This is a genomic window from Pseudomonas sp. LABIM340, from assembly GCF_040017195.2.
Lineage (GTDB): Bacteria > Pseudomonadota > Gammaproteobacteria > Pseudomonadales > Pseudomonadaceae > Pseudomonas.
Genome location: NZ_CM200227.1, coordinates 346,025 through 370,579, shown reverse-complemented (window position 1 = coordinate 370,579; position 24,555 = coordinate 346,025). Strand labels below are relative to the sequence as shown.

22 protein-coding genes and 1 other RNA gene are annotated in these 24,555 nt (G+C 66.9%); 8 read left to right on the top strand and 15 right to left on the bottom strand.

Going from position 1 to position 24,555, the window contains the following annotated elements; translation table 11 throughout:
- Nucleotides 1–60: 60 nt before the first annotated feature.
- The 4 genes from gcvP to ABKS89_RS01780 form a co-directional block, all read right to left on the bottom strand.
- Complete coding sequence (gene gcvP, locus ABKS89_RS01795; RefSeq protein WP_348589230.1) at nt 61–2,937, bottom strand: aminomethyl-transferring glycine dehydrogenase; 2,877 nt, start codon at nt 2,935–2,937, stop codon at nt 61–63.
- A 76-nt stretch (nt 2,938–3,013) separates the two neighbouring features.
- Nucleotides 3,014–3,403, bottom strand: a complete 390-nt coding sequence (gene gcvH, locus ABKS89_RS01790) for a glycine cleavage system protein GcvH (protein ID WP_045213109.1) — start codon at nt 3,401–3,403, stop codon at nt 3,014–3,016.
- A gap of 67 nt (nt 3,404–3,470) precedes the next feature.
- Nucleotides 3,471–4,553, bottom strand: coding sequence for a glycine cleavage system aminomethyltransferase GcvT (gene gcvT / locus ABKS89_RS01785; RefSeq protein WP_138213166.1), 1,083 nt, complete (start codon nt 4,551–4,553; stop codon nt 3,471–3,473).
- A 112-nt stretch (nt 4,554–4,665) separates the two neighbouring features.
- Nucleotides 4,666–6,285, bottom strand: coding sequence for an ABC transporter permease (locus tag ABKS89_RS01780; RefSeq protein ID WP_348589231.1), 1,620 nt, complete (start codon nt 6,283–6,285; stop codon nt 4,666–4,668).
- 178 nt (nt 6,286–6,463) lie between these two features.
- On the opposite strand from ABKS89_RS01780, the gene ABKS89_RS01775 reads away from it, so the two are divergent.
- Nucleotides 6,464–6,802 carry a hypothetical protein gene (locus tag ABKS89_RS01775; RefSeq protein WP_348589232.1) on the top strand — a complete coding sequence of 113 codons (339 nt, stop codon included), beginning with the start codon at nt 6,464–6,466 and terminating at the stop codon, nt 6,800–6,802.
- A 15-nt stretch (nt 6,803–6,817) separates the two neighbouring features.
- Here the strand turns inward: ABKS89_RS01775 and ABKS89_RS01770 are convergent, their stop codons facing one another.
- The 6 genes from ABKS89_RS01770 to ABKS89_RS01745 form a co-directional block, all read right to left on the bottom strand.
- The gene (locus ABKS89_RS01770; RefSeq protein WP_348589233.1) at nt 6,818–7,819 is read right to left on the bottom strand and encodes a Fe(3+) ABC transporter substrate-binding protein; all 1,002 of its coding nucleotides are present in this window, start codon (nt 7,817–7,819) and stop codon (nt 6,818–6,820) included.
- 294 nt (nt 7,820–8,113) lie between these two features.
- Nucleotides 8,114–9,331, bottom strand: a complete 1,218-nt coding sequence (locus ABKS89_RS01765) for a 2-octaprenyl-3-methyl-6-methoxy-1,4-benzoquinol hydroxylase (protein WP_138213170.1) — start codon at nt 9,329–9,331, stop codon at nt 8,114–8,116.
- A 50-nt stretch (nt 9,332–9,381) separates the two neighbouring features.
- Nucleotides 9,382–9,864, bottom strand: coding sequence for a DUF4442 domain-containing protein (locus tag ABKS89_RS01760; RefSeq protein ID WP_138213171.1), 483 nt, complete (start codon nt 9,862–9,864; stop codon nt 9,382–9,384).
- Nucleotides 9,865–9,868: 4 nt separating this feature from the next.
- Complete coding sequence (gene ubiH / locus ABKS89_RS01755) at nt 9,869–11,053, bottom strand: 2-octaprenyl-6-methoxyphenyl hydroxylase (protein WP_348589234.1); 1,185 nt, start codon at nt 11,051–11,053, stop codon at nt 9,869–9,871.
- 1 nt (nt 11,054) lies between these two features.
- A complete protein-coding gene (pepP, locus tag ABKS89_RS01750; protein ID WP_348589235.1) occupies nt 11,055–12,389 on the bottom strand; it encodes a Xaa-Pro aminopeptidase in 1,335 nt (444 codons plus the stop codon).
- 8 nt (nt 12,390–12,397) lie between these two features.
- The gene (locus ABKS89_RS01745; protein WP_348589236.1) at nt 12,398–12,952 is read right to left on the bottom strand and encodes a UPF0149 family protein; all 555 of its coding nucleotides are present in this window, start codon (nt 12,950–12,952) and stop codon (nt 12,398–12,400) included.
- A gap of 182 nt (nt 12,953–13,134) precedes the next feature.
- Here ABKS89_RS01745 and ABKS89_RS01740 point away from each other — a divergent pair, with 182 nt between their 5' ends.
- The 4 genes from ABKS89_RS01740 (at nt 13,135) to ABKS89_RS01725 (ending at nt 14,519) form a co-directional block, all read left to right on the top strand.
- Nucleotides 13,135–13,344: a TIGR02449 family protein gene (locus tag ABKS89_RS01740; RefSeq protein ID WP_017521390.1), complete on the top strand. Its 210-nt coding sequence runs from the start codon at nt 13,135–13,137 to the stop codon at nt 13,342–13,344.
- Nucleotides 13,341–13,670 carry a cell division protein ZapA gene (locus tag ABKS89_RS01735; protein ID WP_045213134.1) on the top strand — a complete coding sequence of 110 codons (330 nt, stop codon included), beginning with the start codon at nt 13,341–13,343 and terminating at the stop codon, nt 13,668–13,670. Before ABKS89_RS01740 ends, ABKS89_RS01735 begins: the two co-directional genes overlap by 4 nt.
- A 31-nt stretch (nt 13,671–13,701) precedes the next feature.
- Nucleotides 13,702–13,880: non-coding RNA, 6S RNA (gene ssrS, locus ABKS89_RS01730), on the top strand.
- 9 nt (nt 13,881–13,889) lie between these two features.
- Complete coding sequence (locus ABKS89_RS01725; protein WP_348589237.1) at nt 13,890–14,519, top strand: 5-formyltetrahydrofolate cyclo-ligase; 630 nt, start codon at nt 13,890–13,892, stop codon at nt 14,517–14,519.
- Between the two features lie 34 nt (nt 14,520–14,553).
- Here ABKS89_RS01725 and ABKS89_RS01720 read toward each other — a convergent pair whose 3' ends face one another.
- Nucleotides 14,554–14,688, bottom strand: coding sequence for a hypothetical protein (locus tag ABKS89_RS01720; RefSeq protein ID WP_128082560.1), 135 nt, complete (start codon nt 14,686–14,688; stop codon nt 14,554–14,556).
- Nucleotides 14,689–15,012: 324 nt separating this feature from the next.
- On the opposite strand from ABKS89_RS01720, the gene ABKS89_RS01715 reads away from it, so the two are divergent.
- Both ABKS89_RS01715 and ABKS89_RS01710 read left to right on the top strand, forming a co-directional pair.
- The gene (locus ABKS89_RS01715) at nt 15,013–15,474 is read left to right on the top strand and encodes an EVE domain-containing protein (RefSeq protein ID WP_348589238.1); all 462 of its coding nucleotides are present in this window, start codon (nt 15,013–15,015) and stop codon (nt 15,472–15,474) included.
- A 44-nt stretch (nt 15,475–15,518) separates the two neighbouring features.
- Nucleotides 15,519–17,378: a sensor domain-containing diguanylate cyclase gene (locus ABKS89_RS01710; RefSeq protein ID WP_348589239.1), complete on the top strand. Its 1,860-nt coding sequence runs from the start codon at nt 15,519–15,521 to the stop codon at nt 17,376–17,378.
- A 164-nt stretch (nt 17,379–17,542) separates the two neighbouring features.
- Here ABKS89_RS01710 and ABKS89_RS01705 read toward each other — a convergent pair whose 3' ends face one another.
- From ABKS89_RS01705 to ABKS89_RS01690, 4 genes are all read right to left on the bottom strand, one after another.
- A complete protein-coding gene (locus ABKS89_RS01705; RefSeq protein ID WP_138213177.1) occupies nt 17,543–18,667 on the bottom strand; it encodes an ABC transporter permease in 1,125 nt (374 codons plus the stop codon).
- Between the two features lies 1 nt (nt 18,668).
- Complete coding sequence (gene rbbA / locus ABKS89_RS01700; protein ID WP_348589240.1) at nt 18,669–21,404, bottom strand: ribosome-associated ATPase/putative transporter RbbA; 2,736 nt, start codon at nt 21,402–21,404, stop codon at nt 18,669–18,671.
- Nucleotides 21,401–22,474, bottom strand: coding sequence for an HlyD family secretion protein (locus tag ABKS89_RS01695; RefSeq protein WP_348589241.1), 1,074 nt, complete (start codon nt 22,472–22,474; stop codon nt 21,401–21,403). The genes rbbA and ABKS89_RS01695 overlap by 4 nt, the downstream gene beginning before the upstream one ends.
- A gap of 219 nt (nt 22,475–22,693) precedes the next feature.
- Nucleotides 22,694–23,107: a flagellar basal body-associated protein FliL gene (locus tag ABKS89_RS01690; RefSeq protein WP_138213180.1), complete on the bottom strand. Its 414-nt coding sequence runs from the start codon at nt 23,105–23,107 to the stop codon at nt 22,694–22,696.
- A 163-nt stretch (nt 23,108–23,270) separates the two neighbouring features.
- Between ABKS89_RS01690 and ABKS89_RS01685 the strand changes: the two genes are divergently transcribed.
- The gene (locus ABKS89_RS01685; protein ID WP_348589242.1) at nt 23,271–24,248 is read left to right on the top strand and encodes an NADPH:quinone oxidoreductase family protein; all 978 of its coding nucleotides are present in this window, start codon (nt 23,271–23,273) and stop codon (nt 24,246–24,248) included.
- The last annotated feature ends 307 nt before the right edge of the window (nt 24,249–24,555 follow it).

Below are 24,555 nucleotides of genomic sequence, written 5' to 3'. Positions count from 1 at the left end.
TGAAAAAGCCGCCCTCGGGCGGCCTTTTCAATTCAGCGCACAGTCACTTCAGCGCACGGCTCACTCGCGGTAGTCGTCCACCGGCACGCAGGCGCAGAACAGGTTGCGGTCGCCGTAGACGTTGTCCACGCGGTTCACCGCCGGCCAGTACTTGAAGGCGCGGGTGTGCTCGGTCGGGGTCACCGCTTCGGCGATCTGGTAGGGGCGGTCCCACAGACCGGTGACGTCCGCCAGGGTGTGCGGCGCGCGCTTGAGCGGGTTGTCCTCGGCAGGCCATTCGCCGGTCTCGACCTTGGCGATCTCCGCGCGGATCGACAGCATCGCCTCGATGAAGCGGTCCAGCTCGTGCTTGGACTCGCTCTCGGTGGGCTCCACCATCAGCGTGCCGGGCACCGGGAAGGACATGGTCGGCGCATGGAAGCCGTAGTCCATCAGGCGCTTGGCCACGTCCTCCTCGCTGATCCCGGTCTGCGCCTTGAGCGGGCGCAGGTCGAGGATGCACTCGTGGGCAACGCGCTCGTTGCGGCCACGGTAGAGCACCGGGAAGGCACCATCGAGCTGCTGCGCGAGGTAGTTGGCGTTGAGGATCGCCACCTCGGTGGCGTCGGCCAGCTGCGGGCCCATCATGGCGATGTACATCCAGCTGATCGGCAGGATGCTCGCGCTGCCCCAGGGCGCGGCGCTCACTGCACCGTTGAGCGGGTTCGGGCCTTCGATGCGGATCACCGGGTGGTTGGCGACGAAGGGCGCGAGGTGCTTCTTCACACCGATCGGGCCCATGCCCGGGCCGCCACCGCCGTGGGGAATGCAGAAGGTCTTGTGCAGGTTCATGTGCGAGACGTCGGCGCCAATGTCCGCCGGGCGCGCGAGGCCGACCTGGGCGTTGAGGTTGGCGCCATCCATGTAGACCTGGCCACCGTGGCTGTGGATGACCTCGCAGATTTCGCGGATGCCTTCCTCGTACACGCCATGGGTGGACGGGTAGGTGATCATCAGGCAGGACAGCTGCTCGCCGGCTTCGGCGGCCTTGCGCTTGAGGTCCTCCAGGTCGACGTTGCCGCCCTTGTCGCACTCGACGATGACCACGCGCATGCTCGCCATGATCGCCGAGGCCGGGTTGGTGCCGTGGGCCGAGGACGGGATCAGGCAGATGTTGCGGTGCGCGTCGCCACGGCTCTCGTGGTACTTGCGGATCGCCAGCAGGCCGGCGTACTCGCCCTGGGCGCCGGAGTTGGGCTGCATGCAGATGGCGTCGAAGCCGGTGATCGCGCAGAGCCAGCCTTCCAGCTCCTCGATCATCAGGCGGTAGCCCTCGGCCTGCTCGCGCGGCACGAAGGGGTGCAGGCTGGCGAATTCCGGCCAGGTGATCGGGATCATCTCGCTGGTGGCGTTGAGCTTCATGGTGCAGGAGCCCAGCGGGATCATCGACTGGTTCAGCGCCAGGTCCTTGCCCTCGAGCTGGCGCAGGTAGCGCAGCATTTCGGTTTCGCTGTGGTGGCGGTTGAACACCGGGTGGCTCAGGTAGTCGCTGCTGCGCTGCAGGGCGGCGGGGATGCCGTCGGCAACCTTGCCGGCGTCGAGCTGGGCGACGTCCAGGCCATGGCCGGCACCCAGCAGGATGTCGAACAGGCTGGCGAGGGTGGCGGCGCTGGTGGTTTCGTCCAGGCTCACGCCCAGGCGGTCCTCACCGACGATACGCAGGTTCACGCGGGCGGCGCGGGCGCGCTCGAGGATGGCCTGCTGCTGGGCGCCGACCTCCAGGGTCAGGGTGTCGAAGAAGTGCTGGTTGACGATCTTCACGCCCTTGGCGGTCAGGCCGGCGGCCAGCACGGAAGTCAGGCGGTGCACGCGCTGGGCGATGCGCTTGAGGCCCTGCGGGCCGTGGTAGACGGCGTACAGGCTGGCGATGTTGGCCAGCAGAACCTGCGAGGTGCAGACGTTGGAGTTGGCCTTCTCGCGGCGGATGTGCTGCTCGCGGGTCTGCAGCGCCATGCGCAGCGCGGTATTGCCACGGGCGTCCTTGGACACGCCGATGATGCGCCCGGGCATGGCGCGCTTGTAGTCGTCGCGGCAGGCGAAGAAGGCCGCGTGCGGGCCGCCGTAGCCCATGGGCACGCCGAAGCGCTGGGCGCTGCCCAGCACCACGTCGGCACCCAGCTCGCCCGGCGGGGTGAGCAGCAGCAGCGCGAGCAGGTCGCTGGCGACGCAGGCAATGGCCTGCTGGGCGTGCAGGGCGTCGATCACCGCGCGCAGGTCGCGGATTTCGCCACGGGTGTCCGGGTACTGCAGCAGCGCGCCGAACACGGCGTGCTGGCCGAGGTTGTCCACCTCGTCGACCACCACGTCGAAGCCGAAGGCTTCGGCGCGGGTCTGCACCACGGAGATGGTCTGCGGGTGGCAATGCACGTCGACGAAGAACAGGTTGCTCTTGGCCTTGGCCACGCGCTTGGCCAGGGCCATGGCCTCGGCGGCAGCGGTGGCTTCGTCGAGCAGCGAGGCGCTGGCGAGATCCAGGCCGGTAAGGTCGATGGTCATCTGCTGGAAGTTCAGCAGGGATTCGAGACGGCCCTGGGCGATCTCCGGCTGGTACGGGGTGTAGGCGGTGTACCAGCCCGGATTCTCCAGCACGTTGCGCAGGATGACGGTCGGGGTCAGGGTGCCGTAGTAGCCGGTGCCGATCAGGCTCGTCCATAGCTCGTTCTGCTGCGCATAACCCTTCAGCTTGGCCAGCGCGCCCTGTTCGTCGAGGGCGGTCGGCAGGTCCAGCGGCCGGTTCAGGCGGATCGCCGGGGGCACCGTCTGCACGATCAGGTCGTCACGGTTGCCGAGCCCGAGGGTGTCGAGCATGGCTTGCTGCTCGGCGGCGTCGGGGCCCAGGTGACGGGTGAGGAAGGCATCAGGCTGGTGCAGCTGGGAAAGCGAAGGGGTGTTCGACATGGCCACGGTCTCGAAAGGGTCGTTCCCTAAAAAGAACAGGCCCCGACGAGTCGAGGCCTGTGTTTACAGCAGTGTCTTACGCGTCGGCGTCGCTGGCAGCGCGGTAGCCGGCGGCGTCGAGGAGCTTGTCCAGCTCGGCCGGGTTGCTCGGCTTGAGCTTGAAGAACCAGGAACCGTACGGGTCGTTGTTCACTTCTTCGGGGGTGTCGGCCAGCACGTCGTTGACGGCGATGACTTCGCCGCCCACCGGGGCGTAGATGTCCGAGGCGGCTTTCACCGACTCGACGACGCCGGCTTCCTGGCCGGCGGCGAGGGTCTTGCCCACTTCCGGCAGTTCGACGAAGACCACGTCGCCCAGGGCTTCCTGAGCATGGTCGGAGATGCCTACGGTCACGGTACCGTCGGCTTCCAGGCGCGCCCACTCGTGGCTGGCGGCGTAACGCAGGTCGGCGGGGATATTGCTCATCTTGTTGTTCCTCGAGGACTGGGCGACGGGCGGCGATGCCGCCCTCTTCTAAGTTAGATCATGCAATTTAGATCAGGGCTTTGCCATGACGCACGAAATTCGGCTGAACGACGCGAACCGGGTACCACTTGCCACGGATTTCCACTTCGGCGCGGTCGCCGGTGGCCGCCGGCACGCGGGCCAGGGCGATGGATTTGCCGAGCGTGGGGGAGAAGCTGCCGCTGGTGATCTCGCCTTCGCCGACGCCGGCAACGCGAACGACCTGGTGGGCGCGCAGCACGCCGCGCTCTTCCAGCACCAGGCCGACCAGCTTGGGCGCATCGCCGGCGGCCTTCTGCGCTTCCAGGGCCTTGCGGCCGATGAAGTCGCGGCCTTCGGGCTCCCAGGCGATGGTCCAGCCCATGTTGGCGGCCAGCGGGGTGACGTCTTCGTCCATGTCCTGGCCGTAGAGGTTCATCCCGGCTTCCAGGCGCAAGGTGTCGCGCGCGCCCAGGCCCGCCGGGGCGATGCCGGCGCCGACCAGGTCGTTGAGGAAGCCTTGCGCCTCGACGGCCGGCAGCATGATTTCCAGGCCGTCTTCACCGGTGTAGCCGGTGCGGGCGATGAACCAGTCACCGTCGGCCTTGCCCTGGAAGGGCTTGAGTTCGCGGATCAGCGCGGCGCGCGACGGAGTGACCAGTTCGGCGGTCTTGTCGCGGGCGTTGGGGCCCTGCACGGCGAGCATCGCGAGGTCCGCGCGCTCGGTCAGGGTGACGTCGAAGCCTTCGGTGTGGGCCTGCATCCAGGCCATGTCCTTGTCGCGGGTGGAGGCGTTGACCACCACACGATAGCCGTACACGCCGAGGTAGACGATCAGGTCGTCGACCACCCCGCCGCGTTCGTTGAGCATGCCGCTGTACAGCGCCTTGCCCGGAACCTGAAGTCGTTCGACGTCGTTGGCCAGGAGTCGCTGCAGGTATTCCTTGGCCTGCGGACCGGTGACGTCCACCACGGTCATGTGGGAAACGTCGAACACGCCGCAATCGCGACGTACCTGGTGGTGCTCTTCGACTTGCGAACCGTAGTGCAACGGCATGTCCCAACCGCCGAAATCGACGATCTTGGCGCCGAGGGCGACGTGCAAATCATAGAGCGGCGTGCGCTGTCCCATGGGTGTTCTCCTTCCGGGCGAGGCGGGTGCGGAGCGCGAGTACGGCCCGCACGAAACGCGCGCATTGTAGTCGCATGGCAGGACTCTGGACAGCTTGTCCGACGGCCGATTCTCAGGACCGCGAAGAACCGCTCTGGCGCGCGGAGCGACGGATCAGGCCGATCACCGGGAACAGCCCCACCAGCACCAGCGTCAGCGCCGGCAGCGCGGCGCGCGCCCACTCGCCTTCGCTGGTCATCTCGAAGACACGCACAGCCAGGGTGTCCCAGCCGAACGGGCGCATGAGCAAGGTCGCCGGCATCTCCTTGAGCACGTCGACGAACACCAGCAGCGCGGCGCTCAGCGCCCCCGGCAGCAGCAGCGGCAGGTAGACGCGGAAGAACAGGCCGGCGCCACCGACACCCAGGCTGCGGGAAGCTTCCGGAAGCGACGGGCGAATCCGCGCTAGCGCACCCTCCAGCGGGTTGTAGGCCACCGCCATGAAACGGATCAGGTAGGCCACCAGCAGCGCCCCGAGGCTGCCCAGCAGCAGCGGTTTGCCGGCGCCGCCCAGGGCGCTGGAGAGCGGGATCACCGCATGATTGTCCAGCCAGCTGAAGGCCAGCATGATCGCCACCGCCAGCACCGAGCCGGGCAGCGCATAGCCGAGGTTGGAGATACCCACCGCCGAGCGCACCGCCGGCGTCGGCGACAGTCGCCGGGCGAAAGCCAGCAGCAGCGCCACGGCCACCGTCAGCACCGCCGCGAAGCCGCCCAGGTAGAGACTGTGCAGGATCAGGCCCCAGTAGCGCTCGTCGAGGTCGAAGCGGCCCTTCTGCCAGACCCAGACCACCAGTTGCAGCACCGGGATGACGAAGGCGCAGGCGAACACCAGCAGGCACCAGGCGCTGGCGGCGAAGGCCTTCCAGCCGTGCAGCCGGTACAGTGCCGCGCCGCGCGATCGCTCATTGGGCGCGCCGCTGCGGCCACGGCTGTAGCGCTCGCCCAGCAGCACCAGCATGACGAACAGCAACAGCAGGCTGGCCAGCTGGGTCGCGCTGGAGAGGCTGTAGAAGCCGTACCAGGTCTTGTAGACCGCGGTGGTGAAGGTATCGAAGTTGAACACCGAGACGGTGCCGAAATCCGCCAGGGTTTCCATGATCGCCAGCGCCAGCCCGGCGCCGATGGCCGGCCGCGCCATGGGCAGGGCGACGCGCCAGAAGGCCGCCACCGGCGAAAGCCCGAGCACCCGCGCCGCTTCCATGAGCCCGCGCCCCTGGGCGAGGAAGGCCGTGCGCGCGAGCAGGTAGACGTAGGGATAGAAGACCAGCACCAGCACTGTGATCACGCCGCCGGTGGAGCGTACGCGGGGCAGCCGCAGGCCGCTGCCGAACCACTCGCGCAGCAGCGTCTGCACCGGGCCGGAGAAGTCCAGCAGGCCGACGAAGACGAACGCCAGCACATAGGCTGGCACCGCGAAGGGCAGCATCAGCGCCCAGTCCAGCCAGCGCCGGCCGGGGAATTCGCAGAGGCTGGTGAGCCAGGCGAGGCTGACGCCCAGCACGGTCACGCCGACGCCCACTCCGGCCACCAGCACCAGGGTGTTGCCCAGCAGGCGCATCATCTGGGTTTCCCACAGGTGCGACCAGATTTCGCGATCGATCTCTGCCCAGCTCAGCAGCAGGACGCTGATAGGCAGCAGGACCAGGGCGGCGACGGCGAAAGTGATGGGATACCAGCGGTTGGCGCGCATGCGTTGCGTGTTTCCAGGACATCAATCAGGGGGATCGTGGGAAGTGCCGCCGAGCGGTCGTCGGAAACTTCCCTCATTTAAATCGAATTCGCCCGATCCTCACCCGGCAGGGATAAAGCGCAAGGTACAGCGGTCGAATCGGCCACTCTGCCACTGCCGCCCCCAAGGAAAAAGTCCCATGTCGTCACTCCGCCGCCTGTCCGGCCTGCTGCTGTTGCCGCTCTGCAACCTGGCCCTGGCCGACGAACCCACCCCCGTCGAATCCTGCCTTGCCATGGCGATCGGCAAGGTCGCCGCGGACCCGCAGCTGCAGGAGCGCTGGCAGCAGACCTGGATCGAGCCGGGCTCGATCCGCGAGGAAGCCTACGAAGGCTCGGTGGACGGCCAGCCGGCGAGCAAGCGGCTGGTGGCGCAGCTGCGCCGGGGCGAGCAGTCCGACGGTGAGTTCATCTGCCTGCTCGGCGGCGACGGCAAGGCACTCTCCGTCAGCCACTCGGACGATGCCGGCGCCCGCTGAGGCGCCGGATCCGGATCAGTTCCAGCCGGCGCGATCCATCAGTTTGATCGCTTCGGCCTGGCGCTTGCCGGCGATTTCCACCGGGATGCTGTCGGCCTTGAACTCACCCCAGGCCGCCACTTCCTGCGACGGCGCCACCTTCGGGTTGGCCGGGAATTCCTGGTTGATGCCGGCGAACAGCGACTGAGCGTCCGGCCCGGTCATCCACTCCACCAGCTTCTTCGCGGCTTCCGGGTGCGGCGCATGCTTGGTCAGGCCGATGCCCGACAGGTTGACGTGCACGCCACGGTCACCCTGGTTCGGCCAGAACAGCTTCACCGGCAGCTGCGGATTGTCCTTGTGCATGCGGCCGTAGTAGTAGGTGTTGACGATGCCGACGTCGCACTGGCCGGCGGCGATGGCCTGCAGCAGCGCGTTGTCGTCGGAGAACACGTCGGTCGCCAGGTTGTTCACCCAGCCCTTGAGGATTTCCTCGGTCTTTTCGGCACCGTGGGTCTCGATCAGAGTCGCGGTCAGCGACTGGTTGTAGACCTTCTTCGCGGTGCGCAGGCACAGCCGGCCTTCCCACTTCGCATCGGCCAGTTCTTCGTAGGTCGACAACTCTTCGGGCTTCACCCGCTGGGTCGAATAGGCGATGGTCCGCGCGCGCAGCGACAGGCCGGTCCAGCTGTCGGTGCCGGAGCGGTACTGCGGCGGGATGTTGGCATCCAGGGTCGGCGAGTCGAAGGGCTGCAGGATGCCCATCTTCTCGGCCTGCCAGAGGTTGCCGGCATCGACGGTGAGCAGCAGGTCGGCCGGGGTGTTGGCGCCTTCGGCCTTGATCCGCGCCATCAGCGGCGCTTCCTTGTCGGTGATGAACTTGATCTTCACCCCGGTCTTCTCGGTGTAGGCGTCGAACACCGGCTTGATCAGCTCGTCGATGCGCGAGGAGTAGACCACCACTTCGTCGGCGGCCTGGGCGGTGCTACCGAGGGCAGCCAGCAGGAGGGTAGCGAGAAGACCTTTGCGCACGAGCATGGGCGTGTCCTTTGCGGGGAAGATATCCCGCAAATGATAAGGAACCTCATTTGCTAACGAGCCGCGCGTTTGTGTCGGGGTGTTTCGATGGGGTGCGGTTTGGGGTCGCGGGGGATAGTGGCGATGCAGGCCAAGAGCCCCTCACCCCAGCCCTCTCCCAGAGGGAGAGGGAGCTATTCGGAGCAGGTGGATATCGCGGAGTCAGCCGGCGAGCCCTGACCCATCCGCTTGCGCCGGTCAGTCCCCTCTCCCTCCGGGAGAGGGTTAGGGTGAGGGGCCGCAGGCCGCCTTGAGTTACACCCGCGCCAGATTCGGCAAGTCCCCCGACAGCCCCAGCGCCTGGCGCACGAACACGCCCTTGGCCTCATGGTGCTTGTCCACCAGCCGCAACCCGGCGTTGCGCAGCCAGCGCACCGCCAGCGGGTCGGCCTGGAACAGGCGCTGGAAGCCTTCCATCGCCGCCATCATCGCCAGGTTGTGCGGCATACGCCGACGTTCGTAGCGGCTCAGCACACGTTCCTCGGCGATGTTCTCGCCACGGGCGTGGGCGTGCTCGATAACTTCGGCGAGTACCGCGGCATCCAGGAAGCCCAGGTTCACGCCTTGCCCGGCCAGTGGGTGGATGGTGTGTGCGGCGTCGCCGATCAGCACCAGCCCCGGCTCCACATAACGCTTGGCGTGGCGCTGGCGCAGCGGGATGCACAACCGGCGGTCGGCGTGCTCGATGGCACCCAGGCGATGTTCGAAGGCGAGGCCCAGGGCCTTGCAGAAGCCTTCGTCGTCCAGCGCCATGAGCTTCTCGGCCTGCTCCGGGGTGGTCGACCAGACGATCGAGCACCAGTGCGCGTCGCCTTCCTTCGCCAGCGGCAGGAAGGCCAGCGGGCCGTCGTCGGTGAAGCGCTGCCAGGCGGTGGCCTGGTGCGGCTTTTCGCAGCGCACGCTGGTGACGATGGCGTGGTGCAGGTAATCCCACTCGCGGGTGGCGCAGCCGGCCAGGCGGCGTACCGCGGAGTTGGCGCCATCGGCGGCGACCACCAGTGGCGTACGGATTTCGCGGCCGTCGGAGAGGCTCAACAGCCAGTCGTCGCCGGAGTGGCGCAGTTGCTCCAGGCGTGCATTGGGCAGAAGGCCGAGGGCGGAGTCGTGCAGGCGCTCCAGCAGGGCGTCCTGCACCACGCGGTTCTCGACGATGTGGCCGAGCATCTCGGCATGCACGCTGGCGGCGCTGAAGTGGATCTGTCCAGTGCCCGAGCCGTCCCACACCTGCATCTCGCAGTAGGGCTCGGCGCGCCGTGCGGCGATGCCGTCCCACGCATGCAGGCGCTGGAGGATGCGTCGGCTGGCCTCGGAAAGCGCGCTGACGCGCGGCTCGAAGGGCGCTTCGCGGTCGAACGGCTTGACGCTCAGCGGCGAGCCGTCCAGCAGCAGGATATCCAGCCCGCTGCCTTCCAGGGCCAGGGCCAGCGCGCTGCCGACCATTCCCGCCCCGACGATAACCAGATCCGCGTGCATGTGCGTTCCTTCTTCAGCGGCCCGCGCAGCACCTGCGCGGGCATCGAAATTCAAGCGGCCTGCCGCGCGCGCGGCTTGAGCCGGACGTACAGGGTCTTCTGCACCCGCGCCACCAGGGTGCCTTCGCCGTCACGCACTTCGGCGTGCAGGCGCGGCAGGTATTTTTCGCCCGCGGCGGTCTGCTCGCGGATGTCGTCGAGCAGGTGCTGGTCGATACGAAAATCGGCATACACCGGCCCCTTGCCGGGGCTGACGAATTCGATGTTGGCGGCCTTGTCCCAGACGATGTAGTCGCGTCCCAGGTTCTCCATCAGCATCAGCATGAAGAAGGGGTCGGTCATGCTGTACAGGCTGCCGCCGAACTGGGTGCCGACGTAATTGCGGTTGAACAGGTTCAGGCCCATCTTCACCCGCACTTCGCGAAAATCCGCGCTGATGTGGCGCACCCGCACCCCGGCGCCGAGGTACGGCGGGTAGAGGTTCAGGCCGAAGCGCAGCAGGCGGGCGCGGTGCGGGCTTTTGCGTACTTCCATCGACTCAGACCGGTCGCGCGCCCAGGCCCATGGCCTGGCGGGCGAACCAGCGCTTGGCCGGTGGCAGCAGGTCGAGGCCGAGCAGACCGATGTTGCGGCCGGTGGCCAGCAACGGCTGGGCATTGGAGAACAGGCGGGTGACGCGGTCGGAGAAACCGACGGTCATCTGCTGGTCCAGGCGCTGGCCGTCCAGGTAGCGCTGCAGCACGGCGAAATCGCCCGGTGCGGCTTCTTCCTGCAACAGGCGGTCGCCCAGGGCCTTGGCGTCGCGCAGCGACAGGTTGAAGCCCTGCCCGGCAATCGGGTGCAGGCTGTGGGCGGCGTTGCCCAGCACGACGAGGTGCGGGCGAATCTGCTCGTCGGCCTCGGTCAGGCTCAACGGGTAGCCGTAACGCACGCCAACCTGGCGCAGGGTGCCCAGGCGGTAGCCGAAGGCGTCCTGCAGCTCGGCGAGGAAGGCCGCGTCGGACAGCTCGCGCAGGCGTTCGGCGTCGCTGCCGTTGCGGGTCCAGACCAGCGCGCAGCGGTTTTCCGGCAGCGGCAGCAAGGCCAGTGGACCGCTCTCGGTGAAGCGTTCGAAGGCCTGTCCGCGATGGGCTTCGGACGGGCTGATGTTGGCGATCAGCGCGGTCTGCCCGTAGGACGAGGAGCGCACGTTGATGCCCAACTGCTCGCGCAGGCCGGAGCGGCCACCGTCGGCCAACACGGCGAGGTCGCAGTCCAGCTGCGAGTCGTCGTCCAGGGTCAGGCGGTAGCCGTCGCCCAGCGCATCCATCCGGCGCACTTCGGCCGGGCAGCGCCAGCTCACCACTTCCGGGTCGAGCGCATGCCACAGGCACTGGCCGAGCCAGGCGTTCTCCACCACGTAGCCGAGGGCGGGAACGCCCTCTTCCACCGCCGTCAGGCGCGCTGCGCCGAAGCGGCCGCGGTCGGAGACGTGGATCTGGGTGATGGGTTCGGCGCGCTGGGAAATCTGCTGCCAGAGCCCCAGGCGTTCGTAGATCTGCCGGCTGCCGAAGGACAGCGCCGAGGAGCGCGCGTCGTAGCTGGGCTGGTAGGCATCGCCGGGGGCGAAGGGCTCGATCAGCACGATCTGCCAGCCGCGCTCGCGGGCGCCGGCCTGGAGAATCAGTGCAAGGCTTGCGCCGACGAGTCCGCCACCGATGATGGCCAGTTGCGTACGTTGCATGTCAGGCGGCCTGGGCCTTGGCCTCGGCCATCAGCGCTTCGATCTCGGCGACGGTTTTCGGCACGCCATTGGTCAGCACTTCGCAGCCGGTCTTGGTCACGACCACATCGTCCTCGATGCGCACGCCGATGCCGCGCCACTTCTTCGGCACGTCGGTGTTGTCCGGGGAGATGTAGATGCCCGGCTCGACGGTCATCGCCATGCCCGGTTCGAGCACGCGCCATTCGCCACCGACGCGGTACTCGCCGACATCGTGCACGTCCATGCCCAGCCAGTGGCCGGCACGGTGCATGTAGAAGGCCTTGTAGGCTTCGCGCTCGATCAGCTCGTCGACATCGCCCTTGAGCAGGCCCAGCGCTACCAGGCCGGCGGTGATGACCCGCACGGTGGCCTCGTGGGCTTCGTTCCAGTGACGGCCCGGAGCGATGTAGTCGAAGGCCGCCATGTTGGCGTCCAGCACCAGCTGGTAGATGGCCTTCTGCTCGGGGCTGAAGACGCCGCTGGCCGGGAAGGTGCGGGTGATGTCGCTGGCGTAGCAGTCGATCTCGCAGCCTGCGTCGATCAGGATCAGGTCGCCGTCCTTGATCTGCGCGTCGTTCTCCCGGTAGTGCAAGATGCAGGCGTTACGGCCGGTGGCGACGATGGAGCCGTAGGCCGGCATCTTCGCGCCGCCCAGGCGGAAGGCGTATTCCAGCTCGGCTTCCAGGTGGAACTCGTAGAGGCCCGGACGGCAGGCCTGCATGGCGCGGATGTGCGCGCCGGCGGAAACTTCCGCGGCATAGCGCATCACCTTCACCTCGCCGGCGCTCTTGTACAGGCGCTGGTCGTGCAGCAGGTGGTCAAGGGCGACGAATTCGTTCGGCGGCTGCGCACCCTGGCGCGCCTTGGAGCGGATCACGTTGATCCAGTCCATCAGCCGGCGGTCGAATTCCTGGTTGGCGCCCAGCGCGTAGTACACGCGGTCGCGGCCCTCGATCAGGCCGGGAAGGATGTCGTCGATATCGCCGATGGGGAAGGCGTCGTCGGCGCCGAAGGTGCCGATGGCGCCGTCCTGGCCGGCGCGCAGGCCGTCCCAGAGTTCACGCTCCGGATCGCGCTCGCGGCAGAACAGCACGTACTCGCCATGCTCGCGGCCGGGGATCAGCGCCATCACCGCTTCCGGCTCGGGGAAACCGGTGAGGTACTGGAAATCGCTGTCCTGGCGGTAGACGTGCTCGACGTCGCGGTTGCGGATGTACATCGGCGCCGCCGGGAGAATGGCGATGCTGTTGGGTTCCATCTGCGCCATCAGCGCCTTGCGACGACGGGCGTATTCCGACTTGGCGATACGGATCATGCGCGACCTCAATGCAGGGAGGGTTTCTCGGCCGGTGCCGGCACCTTGCCGAATTCGGAGAACAGCAACAGCGGGGCGACGCGCAGGTATTCCTGCACTTCCATGTAGTCGGCCTCGCCGTCTTCGGATTCTTCCAGCTGGCCGCCGACCTGGGCGATGGCGGCGATGTCCTGCAGCACTTCGTCGGCTTCGTCCGACAGGCTGGGGGAACGCAGCGCCAGGCCGAAGCCGGCGAGGAAGCCCTGGCACCACTGACCCAGGGCCACGGCGCGCTCGGCCAGCGGCGCGTCGTCGTTGGGCAGCATCAGCACCACGGCCATCTCGCCCTGGCTGAAGTCCTGCTGGACCATGCCCAGCAGGCCGCCCAGTGCCGCCCCCAGGCGCTCGCCCGGTTCGCCGCCGAGCAGTTCACCGGCAGCCTGCAGCCATTCAGCCTGGTCGAAGCCGGAGCCGGCGCAGACGCGGCCGAGCAGGTGGCCGTGCAGTTCGGCGGGGGAAATCGGCAGGGCAGCCTCGGCAAGCAGGGCGGCGAAGGCGGTATAGGCGGAGCTGGAAGTGGACATGATCGAACCCGGGTGACGGCTAGGCGCCATCAGGCGCCGCGCATAGAATATGGTCCGTTATCCTAGCACCGGCGCACACCGCAAGACCATGTGACGACGCGCCGGGCAGCCGTGCGTTGACCCACCCCCACGGCAGTCCTATATAGTTCTCGATTACTTAAGCAACTCCCAAGCGAGAGCCCATGGAAGACGCCGACCTGCACGCGCTGATCGCCAAGTTCGACCTGCTGCTCCAGCGCCTGGAACAGCTCAAGGCCGAAAACCGGCTGCTGCGGGCGAACGAGAAAAGCTGGCGGGAAGAACGCGCCCATCTGATCGAGAAGAACGATTTGGCTCGGCAGAAGGTCGAAGCGATGATTTTGCGTCTTAAAGCCCTGGAGCAGGACTCATGAGCCAGTCGAATACCCTGAACGTCCAAATCCTCGACAAGGAGTACTGCATCGCGTGCCCTGCGGACGAGCGCGTCAACCTGGAAAGCGCCGCGCGCTATCTGGACAGCAAGATGCGCGAGATCCGTTCCAGCGGCAAAGTGATCGGTGCCGACCGCGTCGCGGTGATGGCCGCCCTGAACATCACCCACGACCTGCTGCACAAGCAGGAGCGCGTGGAGCACGACAGCGGTTCAACCCGTGAACGCGTGCGCGAACTGCTCGAGCGCGTGGACCGCGCGCTGACCACAGACACTCCTACCACCGATAAAGACCAGGGTGAAGTCTGACCAGGGAAATTTCCTTGGGGTATAATCGCCTCGCTCCCTGGTGTGTTTGCCAGTCGGTGATGTCCCTGAGCCGATAATTGCAACAACGGGGGTTGCCAGTTGGGCTGGTGTGCATGTCCGCACGACGGAAAGCCTTAAAGCCTACTGCAACCACCACCTTGAACTCTCGGGTTCAAGGGCTAACCCGACAGCGGCATGTCCGGGGAGCTTTACCCTTCCATGATCCACGCAGATTCCCTCTCCCGCCCTGCCCTGCGCCGCCAGCTGCGCCAGGCCAGACGCGCGCTCACTCCCCTTCAGCAACGCCTCGCCGCCCAGGCCCTGTATCGCCAGCTCGCGCAGCATCCGCTGTTCCGCCGGGCGAAGCACATCGCCCTGTACCTGCCGGCTGACGGCGAAATCGACCCGCGCCCGTTGATGAAGGCTGCGCAGAAGCGCGGCAAGGCGACCTACCTGCCGGTGCTCTCCGACTGGCCGCGTACGCACATGACTTTCCAGCAGGTAGGCATCGGCGAGCGCTGGGTACGCAACCGCTTCAACATCGCCGAACCGCGGGCCGACCGCGGGCGCCAGCGCCCGGCCTGGGCGCTGGACCTGCTGCTGCTACCGCTGGTCGGTTTTGATCCACAAGGCGGCCGACTGGGGATGGGCAAGGGCTTTTACGACCGGACCCTGGCCTACCTGGGGATGCGCAAAAATTGGCAGAAACCGACGCTATTGGGCCTGGCGCACGAGTGCCAGAAGGTCGACAAGCTGGAGCTGGCGAGCTGGGATGTGCCGCTGATGGGCATAGTGACGGACGGCGGCTGGTATGGCCGTCTCGCGACGGAATCGCGTTCCTTGCGATAACCGTGGCGGAAGCAGCTGATTCAGGTGAACTGGATCAGGGCTGCTGGGTGACCTGCACCGGGGCATTGCCCTGGCGTTGTTCCCACAGGCTCTGGGTGTAACCGGTAGTGACGACACCCAGACCGAAAAGTATTACCAACACCCACAAAAGATCAGGCTTGCGTTTCATCGATTGCCTCCCCCTTCCAGGCAAACTGTCAACGATGACCGGCGGTGGTTTTTTTATCCGTCCGGCGGGCCAAGCTAAAAACGGCGGCATTCTCCGACAATGAAAAGCTTCTCGCAATTCTGACGCCAACCGATCGTCGGAGGAGCAGTCGCCCCCAAAACTTCCGGCACTTTCAGGCAATGTTCATGCCGGTATTCCTACATCTTCTTCCTACAATTTGTTTCCGGCGAGCCGGCAGCTTGTCGCAGGGAAACGCCTGCCCGCCTACCCTTAGCCAAATCAGAAAAAGATCATTACCCGCCACGCACAAGGAGACCCTCGCGGATGGCACGCGCTTACTGGCTGATGAAATCCGAGCCCGACGAACTCTCGATCCACGACCTGCAGCGCCTGAAGACCGCGCGCTGGGACGGCGTGCGCAATTACCAGGCACGCAACTTCATGCGCAGCATGCAGCCTGGCGACCTGTTCTTCTTCTACCACTCCAGCTGCCCGGAGCCTGGCATCGCCGGCATCGCGCAGATCGACGGCGGGCCCTATGCGGACCCGACCGCGCTCGACCCGAAAAGCCACTACCACGACCCCAAGGCCAGCGACGAGAAGAATCCCTGGACGGCCCGCGACGTGAGTTTCGTCGAAGCCTTCCGCTCGGTGCTGCCGCTGGGCACCCTCAAGGCACAGGCCGGACTGGAAGAGATGCCCCTGGTGCAGAAAGGCAGCCGCCTGTCGGTGATGCCGGTCACTGCCGAACAGTGGGCGATCGTCGTCGGCCTGGCGCACAAGTAGAGGCACTGTGCTATTAGGTTACTGAAGCCCCCGGAATTCGCCGCATGTACCGCCTTCAGTCCTCACTAGCTACATACCTCGGGCTTGGCGGTCTGCTCTGCGTGCTCCTGCTTGCCAGTGCCTGGCTGGGCGAGGAGCTGGCGAGCAGCGAACGGCAGCGCGTGCAGGAGCGCCTGACCTACCAGGGGCGCAGCCTCGCGCACCAGCTGGAAGCCAACCTCCACGAGCAGGTCCAGGGCCTGGACCTGCTTGCCCAGCTGTGGACCCACCACGGGCGCATGCCCCGTCCCGAATGGGAACTGGACGCGCGCTTCTACGTGCGCAGCTTCCCCGGCTACCAGTCGATCCAGTGGGCCGACCCGGAGCTGCGCATCCGCTGGCTGGAACCGCTGCAGGGCAACGAGGCGGCGCTTAACTTCCGGCTCTCCCCGCAGCACCCCAACTACGCGACGGCGATGTCTGCCCGCGACAGCGGCAAGCCGCGCCTGAGCGACAGCGTGGAGTTGGTCCAGGGCGGACGCGGCTTCGTGCTCTATACACCGATCTACATCCGCGATGCCGACAACCAGTTGCAGTTCGACGGTTTCATGCAGGGCGTCTTCCGCGTCGGCCCGCTGATGGACAACCTGCTCAGGCAGGCGGACAACCACCTGTTCAGCGTGCGCCTGCTGGAGCACGGCCGGCCGCTCTACGCGCGCGACCAGCCCGCTGGCGATGCCGAACAGACCCTGCGGGTGCCGCTGCGCCTGCTCAACAACCGCAGCTTCGAACTGGAGCTCAGCCCCACTCCGGCCCTCGTACAGTCACTGTCCACGCCGTTGCCGATGGTGGTGTTCGGCGGCGGCGTGGCGATCAGCCTGCTGCTGGTGGCAGCGCTGTTCCTCGCTCGCGAGAACGCCCGCCGCGCCACCGCGCTGAGCGCCAGCAACCAGTTGCTCAGCCAGGAAGCGGAGCAGCGCCAGTCGGTGGAGGCCAACCTGCGCGACAGCCGCGAGCGCCTGCAACTGGCGCTGGACCTCACCGACTCCAGCCGCGATGCGCTGTTCATCTTCGACCTGCAACAGCGCGAACTGCTGCACATGAACCGCGCCACCTACAACGGCCTGGGCTACAGCGCCGAGGAGTTCCGCCACCTGCTGCGCGAGGACCCGGAGCGGCTGATCCCCGGCTTCCACGCCTGGCTCCAGCTGGTGCAGCAGGCGCACCGGCTGAACCTGTCGATGATCTTCCAGCGCGAGATGCAGCGCCGCGACGGCAGCCTGCAGCCGGCGGAAATCAACACCCAGCTGATCCACCAGGGCGATCGCGACTACCTGATCGCCGTGGCCCGCGACAACAGCGAGCGCCTGCAACTCGAAGCGCAGCTGCACAAGCTTTCGCAGCAGGACGGCCTCACCGGCCTGTTCAATCGCCGCTACTTCGACCGCCAGCTGCAGAGCGAATGGCGCCGCCTGCGCCGCGCCGACGCGCCGCTGGCGGTGCTGATGCTCGACGTCGACCACTTCAAGCGCTTCAACGACTGCCTCGGCCACCTGGCTGGCGACGACGCATTGCGGCGCCTCGCCAGCTGCCTGCAGGAGTGCCTGCAACGCGAAGGAGATGTGGCATGCCGTTATGGCGGCGAAGAGTTCGTCATCATCCTCACTGACACCGGCCTGGAAGGCGCCAGCCATGTGGCCGCACGCGTCCATCGGCGCGTGGCCGAGATGGGCATCGCGCACCCGGCCGGCGAGCTGGGACGACTGACGGTGAGTATCGGCCTGGCCATCGCCACGCCGGGGCAGGACGCCGAGCCGGACCAGTTGATCGCCCAGGCCGACCAGGCGCTGTATGCCGCCAAGCACAGGGGACGCAACCAGACCTGCGTGTGGCCGGTGGATATGGCCGAGCGCACGACTTCCTGACCCCCCTCAGGCCCGGCATGGGCACTCCACTGTAGGAGCGGGCCATGCCCGCGAGGGTGGACAGAGTCCACCCTGCTCCATGCGCAACGCCTCCGGAGTCACTCGCCGCGAGCCCTGCTCACGGATTGCGGGCATGGCCCGCTCCTACAGGGAACAGCAGCCGGTCAGGCCATCTGCCCGATGGTCCGGCGGAAGCGCCAGAGCGCGCCGAAGAAGAAAGCCGCGCCGATCCCGACGATGGCCAGCAGTTGCGGCCAGACTATGGACAGGTCCGCGCCGCGATAGAGGATCGCCTGGGCCAGGCTGACGAAGTGCGTGGTCGGCGCCGCCAGCATGATGTTCTGCACCAGCTCCGGCATGCTCTCGCGCGGCGTGGTGCCGCCGGAAAGAATCTGCAGCGGCATCAGGGTGAGGATTACCAGCAGCCCCAGTTGCGGCATTGAGCGGGCCACGGTGCCGATGAAGATGCCCATGGAAGTGGTGGCGAACAGGTGCAGCGCCGCGCCCAGCAGGAACAGCCCCACCGAACCGCTGATCGGCACGTCCAGCCAGCCGCGCACCACCAGTTGCAGCGAGATCGCTGCCGCCACCAGCACCACGGTGCCCATGGACCAGACCTTGGCCATCATGATCTCGAACGCGGTCAGCGGCATCACCAGCAGATGTTCCACCGTACCGTGCTCGCGCTCGCGGATCAGCGCGGCGCCGGTGAGGATGATCGACAGCATGGTGATCTGGTTGATCACCTCCATCACCGCGCCGAACCAGGCCTGGGTCAGGTTCGGGTTGAACTCCATGCGCACTGCCAGCTCCGCCGGCATCGCTGGCTCGGCGCGGTAGCGACTGACGAACTCGCTGACCTCGGTGCCGACGATGTTCTGGATGTAGCCGGCGCCGGAGAAGGCCTGGCCGGTCTGCGTCGCATCGACGTTGACCTGGATCGCTGGCTGCCGCCCGGCCAGCACGTCGCGCTGGAAGTCCGGCGGGATATCCAGGGTGAAGGTGTACAGGCCAACGTCCATGCCGCGGTCCATCTGCGCGTGGCCGATCATTTCCGGCACCCGGAAGTACGGCGGCTGGAAGGCGTTGACGATGCGCGAGGAGAGCTGCGACTGGTCCTCGTCGACGATGGCGATGGGCGCGTGGTGCAGGGTTTCCGGCACGCCGGTGGCCGAACTGTAGACGCCCAGGGTAAAAGCCCAGGCGATCAGGATCAGCATCGCGTAGTCGCGGCCCAGGCTGCGGAATTCCTTGATGCCGAGGTTGAAGATGTTCGCCAGCTTGTTCATCTCAGACCTCCTGTTTCTTCAGGCAGGCCACGCTGAGCAGCGTCAGCACCACCACCATCGCCAGCAACGGCAGGTAGTAGACCCACAGGTCGGCAAAACCCAGCGCCTTGGAGAAGGCGCCACGGCTGACGATGAGGAAATGCGAGGTCGGGTAGAGCTGGCCGATCACCGCCGCCGCGCCTTCCAGCGAGGACACCGGGTGGATCAGCCCGGAGAACTGGATCGCCGGGATCATGGTGGCGATGGCGGTGCCGAACACCGCGGCGATCTGGCTCTTCATGAAGGTCGAGAGCAGCAGGCCGAGGCCGGTGCTGGTCACCACGTAGAGGAACGCGCCGACCAGCAGCGCCAGGAAGCTGCCCTTGAGCGGCACCTGGAACAGCAGCACGGCCATGGCCAGCATCAGCACGAAGTTGATCATGCCCATGCCGATGTACGGCAGCTGCTTGCCGAGCAGGAACTCCAGGCGCGTGACCGGGGTGACGTAGAGGTTGGTGATCGAGCCCAGCTCTTTCTCGCGCACCACGCCCAGGGCGGTGAGCATCGCCGGGATCATGATCAGCAGCAGCGGGATCACCGCCGGCACCATGGCCTTGAGGCTCTCCACGTCCGGGTTGTAGCGGAAGCGCACTTCGGTGCTCGCCGCGGCACTGGCGGCGGCATTGCCGCTCTGTCGTGCAAGATCGGCGAGGTAGCTGGCGTGCAGCCCCTGCACATAGCCGAGCACGGTATTGGCGCGGGTCGGCATGGCGCCGTCGATCCACACGCCGATGGCCGGGTCGGCGCCGCGCTTCAAGTCACGGCCGAAATTCGGCGGTATCTCCACCGCCAGGCTGATGTCGCCGCTGCGCAGGCGCCGCTCCAGCTCCTCGGGGTTCTGGATCGGCGCCTTCTCGATGAAGTAGCGCGATCCGGAAATGTTCAGCGCATAGGCCTGGCTGGTGGTGGTCTGGTCGCGGTCGAGCACCGCGTAGGTGAGGTCCTCGACGTCCATGTTGATGCCGTAGCCGATGATGAACATCAGCAGCGCGGTGCCCACCAGCGCCAGGGTCAGGCGGATCGGGTCGCGGCGCAGTTCCATGGCCTCGCGGCGCGCGTAGCTGAACAGGCGCAGCCAGCTGAAGCGGTCGCTGCCCTTGTAGCGGGCGGGCGCGGCAGGCTGCTCGGGAGCGGGCGTGGCGTCGGGCACCGGCGCGCTGCCGGCGGCCTCTTCCAGATAGGCGATGAAGGTGGCTTCCAGGGTCGGCAGGCCACGCTTGTCGATCAGCCCCTGCGGGGTATCGCTGTCGAGCACCTTGCCGGCGTGCATCAGCGAGATGCGGTCGCAGCGCTCCGCCTCGTTCATGAAGTGGGTGGAGATGAAGATGGTCACGCCGTCGTTGCGCGACAGCTCCACCATCAGCTCCCAGAAGCCGTCGCGGGCCACCGGGTCGACGCCCGAGGTGGGCTCGTCGAGGATCAGGATTTCCGGCTTGTGGATCACCGCCACGGCCAGCGACAGGCGCTGGCGAATACCCAGCGGCAGGCTGTCGGGCAGCTCGTCCCTGACCTTGCCCAGGTCGAAACGCTGGAGCATTTCCTCGACGCGCGGGCCGATCTGCTCGTGGGGGATGTGGAACAGCTTGGCGTGCAGTTCGAGGTTCTGCAGCACCGTCAGTTCGGCGTACAGCGAAAAGGCCTGGGACATATAGCCGACGCGCCGACGGGTCTCCATGTCATTGGCGTTCACCGGCTGGCCAAACAGTGCGCAGGTTCCTTCGCTGGCCGGCAGCAGGCCGGTGAGCATCTTCATGGTGGTGGACTTTCCGCAGCCGTTGGAGCCGAGGAAGCCGAAGATTTCCCCGCGCTCGATGCGGAAGCTGACGCGGTCCACCGCGACGAAATCGCCGAAGCGGCAGGTCAGCCCTTCGGCTTCGATGGCAATCTGCGGCGCGCCGGCAGGCTGCGGTCGCGGTGGAATCACCAGCTTGTGATGGCCGGCGCGCTTGCTCTCGGGCAACAACGCGATGAAGGCTTCTTCGAGATTCTGCGTGCCGGTGTGCGCGCGCAACTCGGCGGGTGTGCCGGTGGCGAGCACCTTGCCGTCGTCCATCGCCACCAGGTGATCGAAGCGCTCGGCCTCTTCCATGTAGGCGGTGGCCACCAGCACGCTCATGCCCTCGCGGCCGGCGCGGATGCGTGCGATCAGCTCCCAGAACTGGTTGCGCGACAGCGGGTCGACGCCGGTGGTGGGCTCGTCGAGGATCAGCAGGTCGGGGTCGTGGATCAGTGCGCAGCACAGCCCGAGTTTCTGCTTCATGCCGCCGGAGAGCTTGCCCGCCGGGCGTTCCGCGAAGGGCGCCAGGCCGGTGCTGTGCAGCAGGTCGGCGATGCGCCGCTCGCGCTCGGCCTTGTCGTGGCCGAACAGGCGGCCGAAGAAGTCGACGTTCTCGAACACCGAGAGCGTCGGATAGAGGTTCTTGCCCAGGCCCTGCGGCATGTAGGCGATGCGCGGGCACACGGCGCGGCGGTGGCGTGCGTCGCGCATGTCGCCGCCGAGCACCTGGATCTCGCCGTCCTGCATCTTCCGCGCGCCGGCCAGCAGCGCCAGCAGGCTGGACTTGCCGACGCCGTCCGGGCCGATCAGGCCGACCATGCGGTTGGCCGGGATTTCCAGGGTGACGTCGTCCACTGCGCGGGTCTCGCCGTAGCGCAGCGAGACGCCAGCCAGACGGGCCACGCAGTTGGCGGCGTTCATTGCGGGACCTTGATCTGCAGTTCAGCCGGCCATTCCACCTGCGGGTCGAGGCGCAGGTAGGCCATGCCCGGCACGCCGGTCTTCACGTAGGTGATGTACTTCTCCAGCAGGCCCGGATCGAGGCGCGCCTTGACGCGGAACATCAGCTTCTCGCGCTCGTTGGCGGTCTCCACGGTCTTGGGCGTGAACTGCGCGACGCTGGCCACGTAGGACACCTTGGCGGGGATCACGTACTCGGGCACGGCATCGATCACCAGGTGCACTTCCTGGCCCAGCGCTACCTTGCCGGCCTGGCCCGAGGGCAGGAAGAAGGTCATGTAGACGTCGGCCAGGTCGACCATGTTGAGCAGCTTGCCGCCGGCCGCCAGCACTTCGCCCGGCTGTGCCACGCGGTACTGCACGCGGCCGTTGCGCGGGGCCTTGAGCAGGCTGTCGTCGATGTCCGCCTGCAGGCGCACGGTGCTCGCGGTGGCGGCCTCGATGGCCGACTGCGCCTCGATCACCTGGGAGCGCGCGGCAGAGATGCCGGCCTGCGCCGAGACCACCTGCGAGCGAGCCGCGGCCAGCGCCGCCTGGGCGCTCTGCAGGGTGGCGCGGTCGTCATCCAGTTGCTGCTGCGGCAGGGCGTTGCGTTTGACCAGCTGTTCGGTGCGGGTGAAGCGCTTCTGCGCGGCGGTCAGTTCCGCCTGGCGTTGCGCGACTATGGCTTCGGCGGTGGATTTCTCGCTGGTGCGCTGCGCCACCAGGGACTCGGCGGTGAGCTGGGCGTTCTGCGCCCGCCGCACTTCCGCCTGGGCCTGCGCGAGCTGGGCCTGGAGCACCTGGGTGTCCATCTTCGCCACCACGTCGCCGGCCTTCACGAAGTCGCCTTCGTCCACCAGGATTTCCGCCACGCGGCCGGGCAGCTTGGTGGCCACGTCGACTTCGGTGGCCTCGATGCGCCCATTGCCACTGGCGAAACCTTCGGGCAGCCCCGCCGGCTTGAACGTCTGCCAGGCCAGCGCGGCGAGCACGGCCACCACCAGCACCGCGAGACCGCGGGTGCGCCAGCTTTTTGCGTTTCCTGTCATCCGATTTCCCCTTTGTCCAGGCGCTCGAATTCGAGCGGATCATGAGGGGATGTTCGGCGACCAGCGGCAAACGGGGTTTGATTCAGGTCAGGCGTGCGCCGGAAATTTCCTACGCGCCTTGTGAGGCGGGGCTTTCAGCCCGGCATTGCGGCGAGCAGCCGCAGCCAGGTGTCACTTCGTCTGCATGAGGCGCACTCATGCAGACGAAGCCCGGAGGGGTCAGGGCTGGACGATCAGGTTGTTGAACAGCAGGTCGTCCACCAGCGGCTTGCCTTCCTCCTGCTGGAGGGCGGTCTGCACCTGCTTGAGGGCTTCCTGGCGCAGCTTCTCCTTGCCGTCGACGCTGCCGAGGGAGTCGTCGGTCTGCTGGGAGAACAGCATCACCAGCTGGTTGCGGATCAGCGGCTCGTGGTGCTCGACCTTCTCGGAGGCCTCCTTGCCGGTGACCTTCAGCGCGATGTCGGCCTTGAAATACTTCAGGCGCGGACCGCTGCCGTAGTTGCCCACCAGCGCGGGGGTGAGGTCGACGAATACAGGCTTGTTGGCGTCTTCCGGCTTGGCTTCCTCGGATTCGGAAGCCATGACAAAAGTACTGACGGAAAAGGCCAGCAGCAGGGCGAGGAAAGCTCTCAAGGCGATGTCTCCGGATTCAATGTCGGAAAGGATAGCCACACTCGCGCCGCCGCCCAAGCTATATCGGGGCATAAGCCCAGGCCATGGTGATTTGCCCCCTGTGCCCGCGCTCCTACACTGGCCCTCTACTCACAAAGAAGAACCTCCAACGGAGTACGTCCTGATGAAAGCCGTGCTGTGCAAAGCCTTCGGCCCCGCCGAAACCCTGGTGCTGGAAGACATCGCCAGCCCCGAGCCGAAGAAGAACGAAGTCCTGCTGCAGGTTCACGCCGCCGGGGTGAACTTCCCCGACACGCTGATCATCGAGGGCAAGTACCAGTTCAAGCCGCCCTTCCCGTTCTCCCCGGGTGGCGAGGCTGCCGGGGTGGTCGGCGCGGTCGGTGAGAAAGTCAGCCACGTGAAGCCCGGCGACCGCGTGATGGCGCTGACCGGCTGGGGCAGCTTCGCCGAGGAAGTGGCGGTGCCCGGCTACAGCGTAATGCCGATCCCCGACGGCATGGACTTCGCCAGCGCCGCCGCCTTCGGCATGACCTACGGCACCTCCATGCACGCACTCAAGCAGCGCGCCAACCTGCAGCCGGGCGAGACCCTGCTGGTGCTCGGCGCCTCCGGCGGAGTGGGCCTGGCCGCCGTCGAGATCGGCAAGGCCATGGGCGCCAAGGTCATCGCCGCCGCCAGCAGCGAAGCCAAGCTGGAAGTGGCCAAGGCCGCTGGTGCCGACGTGCTGATCAACTACAGCGAAGGCGGCCTGAAGGACAAGCTCAAGGAACTCACCGGCGGCCAGGGCGTGGACGTGATCTACGACCCGGTGGGCGGCGACCTGTTCGAGGAAGCCTTCCGCTCCATCGCCTGGAACGGCCGCATGCTGGTGGTCGGCTTCGCCAGCGGCACCATCCCGTCGCTGCCGGCCAACCTCACCCTGCTCAAGGGCGCCTCGCTGGTTGGCGTGTTCTGGGGCTCCTTCGCCCAGCGCCAGCCGCAGGACAACGCAGCGAACTTCCAGCAGCTGTTCGCCTGGTTCGCCGAAGGCAAGATCAAGCCGCTGGTGTCCCAGACCTACCCGCTGGAGCAGGCGGCTGACGCGATCAACCACCTGGGCCAGCGCAAGGCGGTGGGCAAGGTGGTGGTGACTGTTCGCTGATTGCCTCCCGCGACATGAAAAAGCCCCGCATCAGCGGGGCTTTTTCGTTCTGGCGCAGACCTGCAGGAGCGCGCCATGCGCGCGGTCGCGGGCATGGCCCGCTCCTACAGGGGAAATCCGGCGTTGGGTGGTTCGCGAGCAAGCTCGCTCCTACGAAAAGCGCTGCGTAGCTGGCCGTGACTGTAGGAGCGAGCTTGCTCGCGAACAACCGGCCACTCCGAACTATCAGGATCGTAGGGCGCATAACGCACCAGCGTTATCCGCCCTACCAGAGTCTGCCGGGAGGCACGACGTAGGATGGCGTGGA

Excerpts from the sequence above, each read along its gene's own strand:
- ABKS89_RS01720 (WP_128082560.1), bottom strand. The coding sequence starts at position 14,688 with ATGAAACGCAAGCCTGATCTTTTGTGGGTGTTGGTAATACTTTTCGGT.
- ABKS89_RS01725 (WP_348589237.1), top strand. The coding sequence starts at position 13,890 with ATGATCCACGCAGATTCCCTCTCCCGCCCTGCCCTGCGCCGCCAGCTG.
- ABKS89_RS01710 (WP_348589239.1), top strand. The coding sequence starts at position 15,519 with ATGTACCGCCTTCAGTCCTCACTAGCTACATACCTCGGGCTTGGCGGT.
- ABKS89_RS01775 (WP_348589232.1), top strand. The coding sequence starts at position 6,464 with ATGTCGTCACTCCGCCGCCTGTCCGGCCTGCTGCTGTTGCCGCTCTGC.
- ABKS89_RS01735 (WP_045213134.1), top strand. The coding sequence starts at position 13,341 with ATGAGCCAGTCGAATACCCTGAACGTCCAAATCCTCGACAAGGAGTAC.
- ABKS89_RS01685 (WP_348589242.1), top strand. The coding sequence starts at position 23,271 with ATGAAAGCCGTGCTGTGCAAAGCCTTCGGCCCCGCCGAAACCCTGGTG.
- gcvT (WP_138213166.1), bottom strand. The coding sequence starts at position 4,553 with ATGGGACAGCGCACGCCGCTCTATGATTTGCACGTCGCCCTCGGCGCC.
- ABKS89_RS01695 (WP_348589241.1), bottom strand. The coding sequence starts at position 22,474 with ATGACAGGAAACGCAAAAAGCTGGCGCACCCGCGGTCTCGCGGTGCTG.
- ABKS89_RS01765 (WP_138213170.1), bottom strand. The coding sequence starts at position 9,331 with ATGCACGCGGATCTGGTTATCGTCGGGGCGGGAATGGTCGGCAGCGCG.
- ABKS89_RS01770 (WP_348589233.1), bottom strand. The coding sequence starts at position 7,819 with ATGCTCGTGCGCAAAGGTCTTCTCGCTACCCTCCTGCTGGCTGCCCTC.
- pepP (WP_348589235.1), bottom strand. The coding sequence starts at position 12,389 with ATGATCCGTATCGCCAAGTCGGAATACGCCCGTCGTCGCAAGGCGCTG.
- ABKS89_RS01780 (WP_348589231.1), bottom strand. The coding sequence starts at position 6,285 with ATGCGCGCCAACCGCTGGTATCCCATCACTTTCGCCGTCGCCGCCCTG.
- gcvH (WP_045213109.1), bottom strand. The coding sequence starts at position 3,403 with ATGAGCAATATCCCCGCCGACCTGCGTTACGCCGCCAGCCACGAGTGG.
- gcvP (WP_348589230.1), bottom strand. The coding sequence starts at position 2,937 with ATGTCGAACACCCCTTCGCTTTCCCAGCTGCACCAGCCTGATGCCTTC.
- ABKS89_RS01760 (WP_138213171.1), bottom strand. The coding sequence starts at position 9,864 with ATGGAAGTACGCAAAAGCCCGCACCGCGCCCGCCTGCTGCGCTTCGGC.
- ubiH (WP_348589234.1), bottom strand. The coding sequence starts at position 11,053 with ATGCAACGTACGCAACTGGCCATCATCGGTGGCGGACTCGTCGGCGCA.
- ABKS89_RS01745 (WP_348589236.1), bottom strand. The coding sequence starts at position 12,952 with ATGTCCACTTCCAGCTCCGCCTATACCGCCTTCGCCGCCCTGCTTGCC.
- rbbA (WP_348589240.1), bottom strand. The coding sequence starts at position 21,404 with ATGAACGCCGCCAACTGCGTGGCCCGTCTGGCTGGCGTCTCGCTGCGC.
- ABKS89_RS01740 (WP_017521390.1), top strand. The coding sequence starts at position 13,135 with ATGGAAGACGCCGACCTGCACGCGCTGATCGCCAAGTTCGACCTGCTG.
- ABKS89_RS01705 (WP_138213177.1), bottom strand. The coding sequence starts at position 18,667 with ATGAACAAGCTGGCGAACATCTTCAACCTCGGCATCAAGGAATTCCGC.
- ABKS89_RS01715 (WP_348589238.1), top strand. The coding sequence starts at position 15,013 with ATGGCACGCGCTTACTGGCTGATGAAATCCGAGCCCGACGAACTCTCG.